Raw genomic sequence first — 7,675 nt, 5'->3', positions numbered from 1 at the left:
ATCCATGACTGGCAAGTGCAATACAAAGGAATCTGAATAAATGCATGGAGTTCCCATCTGATCAATGGAATACAGATTTTTAGCAGATGAAGCGAACATGTTTGTGAATAAACACAAAGCATTGATGAATGTAGAAAACATGGAGTCACAGGCAACATTATAAATGTTAATTATTTACCTATGCAATACAATTTCGATGAAATAATTCCTCGAAGAAACAGTAATTCTTATAAATGGGATTCGGCGAAAACTGATGATATTCTGCCCATGTGGGTGGCCGATATGGATTTTCGTACGGCTGCACCCATCATTGAGGCAATGGTAAAAAGAGCGCAGCATGGTGTTTTTGGATATGCAAAAGTGCCGACAGCTTATTTTGATGCAATAATAGGATGGTTTAAAAGGCAGCATCACTTTACTTTAGAAAAGGATTGGATACTTTTTACAACCGGTGTGGTGCCTGCAATATCTGCAATTATCAAAGCTTTGACCAAACCCGGTGATAAGGTAATTGTACAATCTCCCGTGTACAATTGTTTCTTTTCTTCAATCCGTAACGACCAGTGTGAAATGGTTTCTAACGATCTGTTGTATCAGGACGGGACTTATCATATCAATTTTGACGATTTGGAGAGAAAAGCCTCCGACCCGGAAGTGAAATTGTTTTTGTTGTGCAATCCGCACAACCCGGCAGGAAGAGTATGGACCAAAGAGGAACTTATCCGAATAGGTGAAATTTGTTTAAAGAACAACGTTATCGTGGTATCGGACGAAATCCATTGCGATTTGGTTTATCCCGGGCATCAACATATACCTTTTGCATCGATCAGTCGCGATTTTCTCTATAATTCAGTGACTTGCACTGCTCCCAGTAAAACGTTCAATCTGGCAGGAGTACAGGTGGCAAACATTTTTGCGACCGACGAAAAAATAAGAAAAAAAATTGATCAGGCTCTGAATGTAAACGAAGTCTGCGAAATAAATGTATTTGCAGTCGATGCATTGATTGCAGCCTACAACGAAGGAGAGGAATGGTTGGATGAACTGAAACAATATTTGTATGGTAATTACTGTTGCCTCAACGACTTCTTCAAACAAAATTTACCCCAATTTAAAGTTTTGCCCCTCGAAGCGACTTACCTGGTTTGGGTTGATTGTTCCGCACTTAACCAATCGTCAGTTAAGATTGCTGAAACTTTGCTTGAGAAGGAAAAACTATGGATAAACGCTGGTACTATGTATGGTAGCAATGGAGAAGGTTTTATCCGGTTGAATATCGCTTGCCCCAGGCAATTGCTTATTGAAGGGCTTAATAGAATAAAAAGCGCTTTGGGTTGATGACGCAGTTAAACGAAAAGAGTACAAAATTATTTTGATTGCCAACTTGTTTATTATCAAAAATTAAAGGATTTTAAATATTTACCTGCTGAATTATGGGTTTTGAACATTCCGAATCACTGAGATTCAATTATTACGACATCTTCTTTAGTTATTATTTTGATAATGAAAGAAGTTGTCAGCAAATGATCAAAGATCATATGCTCGCGTATGTCTATTCTGGTGAAATCATACTGGAGGAAGAGAATAAAAAAATAGAAATTCACAGTGGTGAATGTGTTTTCCTTCGTCGGGATAATCGTGTCAGAATGACAAAGCAACCCAGAGGGGAGGACCAATTTCAGGCAATTTTCATGATTTTTAAACGTAATTTTCTGAGAGAATTTTATCAGACAATTGACAGGAAAAAACTACCGCTGGAAGCAGAAAAGCATAAACCGAGTGTGATAAAATTGCCGAAAACGCCGGATATCGAAAGTCTGTTCCAATCCATGACTCCTTATTTCGACTCGAATATAAAACCGGCAAAAGAACTGATGCAACTGAAACTACAGGAAGGTATTTACACATTGCTGAACATAGATGAACGGTTCTATCCGGCTCTGTTCGACTTTACCGAGCCGTGGAAGATCGATATTCTCGATTTTATGGACGAGAATTATATGTATGATTTATCTGTGGAAGATTTAGCAAGCTTCACCGGACGAAGCCTTGCTTCATTCAAAAGAGATTTTAAAAAGGTAAGCCCACTTTCACCACAAAAATGGCTGATAAAAAAAAGGCTAAAAGTGGCTTATGATCAAATAAGAAACGAGAATAAGAAGGTTTCCGATGTATATCTTGAAGTTGGATTCAAGAATCTCTCTCACTTTTCATCTGCATTTAAAAAGCAGTTTGGTTATGCTCCGACCAAGTAGAAATTGAGCTATACAGCAAAATTGTTTGAGCTGCAGGGAAAACCTTTCCCCGCTGCTTTCAATTAATTTTGCATCGGTTTAAGAGAGTGAAGCTATCTCGGTACGGAAATTATGGGATAGGCAATTCGAAGTTAGCCAAAAAAGTCCTGGATAAGACAGAAATTAAATCATATACTGCTTTTTTCAGGCAGATACAATAGTGGGAGAAGTATAGATTGGAGGTTTAAAATTGGAGCGAATATCTTTAACGACAACAAGGTTTTTTTCAAATAGGGATTTATTTAAATTATTTCTGCCGCTTGTCATAGAGCAGTTTTTAGAATATCTGGTGGGCTTAGCAGACTCAATCATGGTAGCAAGAGTTGGAGAGTCTGCTATATCAGGTGTGTCCTTAGTGGATTTTGTTATGGCATTGCTTATTAGTTTGTTTGCGGCATTATCTACCGGTGGTGCGGTCATCGCAGGGCAGTACATGGGAAGGAAGCAGATGACAAAATCAAGGGAGGCAGTGAATCAACTGGTATGGTTTGCGGGTATTGTTTCCATCATCATCATGGTTATTATTTATCTGATGAAATCTTTTATTTTAAATGGCTTATTCGGGCATATCACGGATGAAGTAAGCAGGGATGCGAATACTTACCTGATGATTACTTCTTTATCCATACCGTTTCTTGCATTATATAATGCCGGAGCTTCAATTTTTCGTACTATGGGTAATTCAAAACTGCCCATGAAGGTGATGCTGGCTATGAATATTGTGCATATTGCGGGGAATGCTACACTTATTTATGGTTTCCACTTTGGTGTTGAAGGTGTTGCAATCCCTACCTTGATATCCCGTATTGCTGCAGCAGTTATTATTATCGCATTGGCACTGAAAAAGAATCAACCTTTGTATATAAAGAAAAGCCTAAAGCATAAATTTAACTGGTCAATACTCAAAAGAATCTTAGGCATTGGTGTTCCGTATGGATTGGAAAATGGCTTGTTCTATTTGGGAAGAATAGTCGTGCTCAGTTTAGTTGCAACTTTTGGAACGGCAGCAATTGCGGCAAATGCGGTGTCAGGTACCATTGTTATGTTTCAGGCATTGCCGGGTATGGCAATCGGTTTCGGTTTGACTGTCGTTATCTCAAGATGTATTGGAGCAAGAGATTATGAGCAGGCTAAATATTATACTAAAAAGATTATGGGCATTGTGTATGTGGTTCATATTCTTAGTTGTGTGTTGGTACTTGCTATACTTCCAGCCATATTAAAGGTTTATGGATTATCTGAGATGGCAACATCTTTGACTACTAAAATTGTTTGGTGTCATGGAATATTTATGGTTATTATCTGGCCGCTTGCTTACACTTTACCTGTGACATTTCGTGCAGCAGGCGATGCCAAATTCCCAATGGTTGTCGGTAGCTTATCCATGCTTTTCTGTCGTATAGCAATGGCTTATCTGTTAAGTATTTATTACAATTTGGGCATGTTCGGCACATGGGTGGCTATGTTTATTGACTGGATTGTTAAGGCAATTATTTTTATATACAGGTATATCAGTGGAAGATGGACAGAGTACCATGCAATATAGCTTTGAATGGTTTGCCTACTGAAGATAACCGAACACTGAAAAGAAGTTTTTGTAGAATACTCCTAAAAAATCGAACTTCAGATTATGTTGAAAAAATAACTTAATTTTATAATGGAAATGAAAACAAGCAGAAGAAAATTTCCAGTGGCATTTAAGGCCCAGGTAGCCATTAAAGTGCTCAATGAATTGGAATCATTGGCAGAACTTTCAAAGCATTTTTAGGTTTCCCCGAACGTTATATCAAAATGAAAAAAAATTGTCAAGCGGGCGGCAATATTTTTGAAACCAAAATCATCATAGAGAAACAGACTCGGTATTGATAGGTTATGGGTCAAATAGCCCAATTGATAGGGAAAAACTATAAATGGGCTTAAATGATTACAATATCAATTAAGCCCATCAGAGCATCGATAAAGGAATACCGGTAGAGCTGTTTACCTCTGTTGCATAGATGATAATATTATAAAATATCGAAATATTAACAAAAAGAAAAGTATTACATCATCCCATTAATTTTTCAAAGTCAACTAAAAAATAAACATTGATTTTAAAGAAAGGGAGAGGGATACTGAGCATTTGATGAAGTGGCATCTCCATAAAAATCAACATGAATAATAATTTTGTAAACAAGGAGGGTCTAAACTATGAGTATAAGTGAAGTAGCAAACAAAAACCATGAGGAACTTTTTCCAAACCACAAATCAACATTAAAAGTAACAGATCCGGAACTGATAGACGTATTCGACAATTTCGCTTTTGATGAGGTTCTTAGTTATGGGAACTTAGATGCAAAAACAAGGTTAATGATGATTTTGGGATCAATGATTGCAAGCCAGGCCTTGGGCGAGTATAAAGTGATGCTGGGTGGTGCACTGAATATAGGTGTTACTCCAGTTGAAGTGAAAGAAATCGTTTATCAGGCTGTACCTTATGTTGGAATTGCAAAAGTATTCGATTTCATCCATGTCACAAACGAAATATTGGAAAGCAGAGGAATAAAGCTGCCGCTGGAAAAACAGTCAACCACTACGCCGGAAACCCGATTTGAAAAAGGCTTGGAAGTTCAAAAATCAATTTTTGGAGAAACGATTGATAATATGTACGAGCAATCACCAGCGAATCAGATTCATATTCAAGAATATTTATCAGCCAATTGCTTTGGTGATTATTATACCCGAAAAGGACTGGATATAAAAACAAGAGAACTTCTGACCTTTTCCATGATTCTGTCTTTGGGTGGATGTGAGCCACAGTTAAAAGGGCATATACAGGGCAATTTAAATGTTGGAAATGATAAAACAGTATTACTTAGTACTGTTACTCAGTTATTACCTTATGTCGGGTATCCAAGAACATTAAATGCAATAAGATGTCTAAATGAAGTAATACCTGAATCTGAGTAATGAAAGAAAGGTATTTATTTCTTAAATTTAACTGATGAGTATGAAAATGTCATTGAAAAATAGATAAGGAGAAAGAAATGATGGGTTTTAACATGTTTATACCAACTAGAACGCTTTTTGGAGCCGGAATGTTAAATCATCTGCATGAGCAGAAACTTCCTGGTAAAAAAGCAATGATTGTTATTTCGAATGGAAAGTCTACCAGAGCAAATGGTTATTTGGCCAGGACGGAAGATGAACTCTATCTGGCAGGTGTAATCACAGTTGTATTTGACAAGGTTGAGGCTAATCCTTTAAAATCAACAGTTATGAAGGGCAGTGCTTTTGCCAAAGAAAACAATTGCGATTTTATTATTGCACTTGGTGGAGGAAGCTGTATGGATGCTGCAAAAGCAATGGCAGTTATGGCCACAAATCCGGGAGATCTCTGGGATTATATTCAGTCAGGAACCGGGAAAAGAAAAGCAATTGAGAATAAACCGCTTTCAATTGTGGCGATTACAACAACTGCAGGAACAGGTTCAGAAACAGACGCTGGTGCTGTAATCACCAATGAAGAAACACATGAAAAAGTCGGCATTAAAGATCCCTCACTCTTTCCTGTACTGGCTATTGTAGATCCGGAACTGATGAAATCCGTGCCACCTAAATATACAGCTTTCCAAGGATGGGATGCCTTGTCGCACAGCATGGAAGGATATATAAATAACAAGGTAAATTTGATGAGCGATATGTACGCCATCACTGCAATTGAAAATGTCAGCCGTTATCTTGCAAGAGCAGTAAACGATGGAAATGATATGGAAGCAAGGGAAAGGGTGGCTTTTGGCAACAATTTGTCTGGCGTGGTAATGTGTGTCGGTACAACCTCCAGCCAGCATTCTTTGGAACATGCCATGTCTGCCTACCATCAGAATTTACCTCACGGAGCAGGTTTGATCATGCTTAGTAAGGCCTATTTTACTCATTTCATTAACGAACATGTTTGTGATGAGCGTTTTGTGCGTATGGCAAAAGCAATGGGGATGGAAGACGCAAAGGAGCCTATGGATTTCATTGCCATGCTTACAAAACTGCAGGAAGAATGTGGAGTGGCAGACTTAAAGATGTCCGATTATGGAATTAAACCGGAAGAATTTGAAACAATGGCTCTAAATGCAAAAGATGCCATGGGCGGATTATTTCTGTGCGACAGAACAACATTAACTGTTGAGGACTGCGTGGATATTTATACAAAATCATATAAATAATAAAAATCAGGTGGACAAGAACAATGAGTGAATCAAGAGATTTAAGCAATAGCGCTATTTTTTCCAAGGGAGAAAAATTTGTAAGTAACAATTTTAAAGGTACGGTATATCTTAATATGCTGACACTTGGAGCATGCCCAATTGGCAATGTAACTTTTGAACCGGGATGTCGCAATAACTGGCATGTTCATGCTGGCGGTCAGATACTTCTTGTTACCGGTGGCAGAGGTTATTATCAGGAAGAGGGAAAACCGGCACAGGAACTCCATCCTGGGGATGTGGTTCAGATTCCTGCAGGTGTAAAGCATTGGCATGGTGCAGCACCTGACAGTTGGTTTGTGCACCTTGCAATTGAAGTGAATCCTGAAAAGGGGCCTGCTACGTGGTTAGAACCTGTAGCTGACGAAGAGTATAACAAACTAAAGTAGGAGGATTATCTATGAAGTACAGAGAATTAGGAAAAACAGGAGAGAAAGTATCGGCTATTGGATTTGGTTGTATGCCAATTAGTAGTATATATGGTGAAGCTGATGATGCAGAAAGCATGAAAATCCTTTATCATACCTTGGAATTAGGTATTAATCTTTGGGATACCGCAGACATTTATGGGGTGGATCATAGTAATGAAATTTTAGTTGGCAAGGCATTAAAGGGACATCGCGATCAGGTATTTCTGGCCAGCAAGTTCGGCTTTGTTTTAAATGAAGGGGAACATGATGGATTTATGCCAAACACAACCCATTTGGATTGCTCACCAGTGTATGTTAAACAGGCATGTGATGAAAGCTTAAAACGTTTGGATGTAGACCATATTGATCTTTATTATGCACATCGTATAGATCCTACAGTTCCAGTAGAGGAAACAGTAGGTGCCATGAGCGAACTGGTAAGAGAAGGAAAGGTTCGTTATATCGGCTTAAGTGAATGTACTTTAGATGATTTGCAGAAGGCAATAAAAGTATTCCAGATTACAGCAGTTCAAAGCGAATTCTCGTTATTATCTCAGCAACATCGTGCAGTAATGGAATTCTGTAAAGAAAATGGTATTGCATTTATACCTTTTGCACCACTAAGCCGTGGACTAATGACCGCTACCTTAAATGCCGATACTCTGGAGGCTAATGATTTCCGCCGTCGTCTTCCTCGTTATCAGGGAGAATATTTAATCAATAATGCCAACCT

The 7,675-nt window shown here is 38.3% G+C and carries 7 protein-coding genes; all 7 read left to right on the top strand.

Annotated elements, in window-relative coordinates; genetic code table 11:
* The first annotated feature begins 180 nt into the window (after positions 1 to 180).
* Positions 181 to 1,338, top strand: coding sequence for a MalY/PatB family protein (locus Q8907_10225; protein ID MDP4274642.1), 1,158 nt, complete (start codon positions 181 to 183; stop codon positions 1,336 to 1,338).
* Positions 1,339 to 1,433: 95 nt separating this feature from the next.
* Complete coding sequence (locus Q8907_10220) at positions 1,434 to 2,255, top strand: AraC family transcriptional regulator (protein ID MDP4274641.1); 822 nt, start codon at positions 1,434 to 1,436, stop codon at positions 2,253 to 2,255.
* A 229-nt stretch (positions 2,256 to 2,484) separates the two neighbouring features.
* Positions 2,485 to 3,840, top strand: a complete 1,356-nt coding sequence (locus Q8907_10215; protein ID MDP4274640.1) for an MATE family efflux transporter — start codon at positions 2,485 to 2,487, stop codon at positions 3,838 to 3,840.
* 644 nt (positions 3,841 to 4,484) lie between these two features.
* Complete coding sequence (locus tag Q8907_10210) at positions 4,485 to 5,243, top strand: carboxymuconolactone decarboxylase family protein (protein ID MDP4274639.1); 759 nt, start codon at positions 4,485 to 4,487, stop codon at positions 5,241 to 5,243.
* An 80-nt stretch (positions 5,244 to 5,323) separates the two neighbouring features.
* Positions 5,324 to 6,493 carry an iron-containing alcohol dehydrogenase gene (locus Q8907_10205; GenBank protein MDP4274638.1) on the top strand — a complete coding sequence of 390 codons (1,170 nt, stop codon included), beginning with the start codon at positions 5,324 to 5,326 and terminating at the stop codon, positions 6,491 to 6,493.
* Between the two features lie 23 nt (positions 6,494 to 6,516).
* Positions 6,517 to 6,921, top strand: coding sequence for a cupin domain-containing protein (locus tag Q8907_10200; GenBank protein MDP4274637.1), 405 nt, complete (start codon positions 6,517 to 6,519; stop codon positions 6,919 to 6,921).
* An 11-nt stretch (positions 6,922 to 6,932) separates the two neighbouring features.
* Positions 6,933 to 7,675, top strand: a 743-nt coding sequence (locus tag Q8907_10195; protein ID MDP4274636.1) for an aldo/keto reductase, incomplete at its 3' end; no start/stop codon positions are given.

It is taken from the genome of Bacteroidota bacterium (genome assembly GCA_030706565.1).
Classification (GTDB): domain Bacteria; phylum Bacteroidota; class Bacteroidia; order Bacteroidales; family JAUZOH01; genus JAUZOH01.
This window is presented reverse-complemented; position numbering and strand designations above follow the sequence as displayed.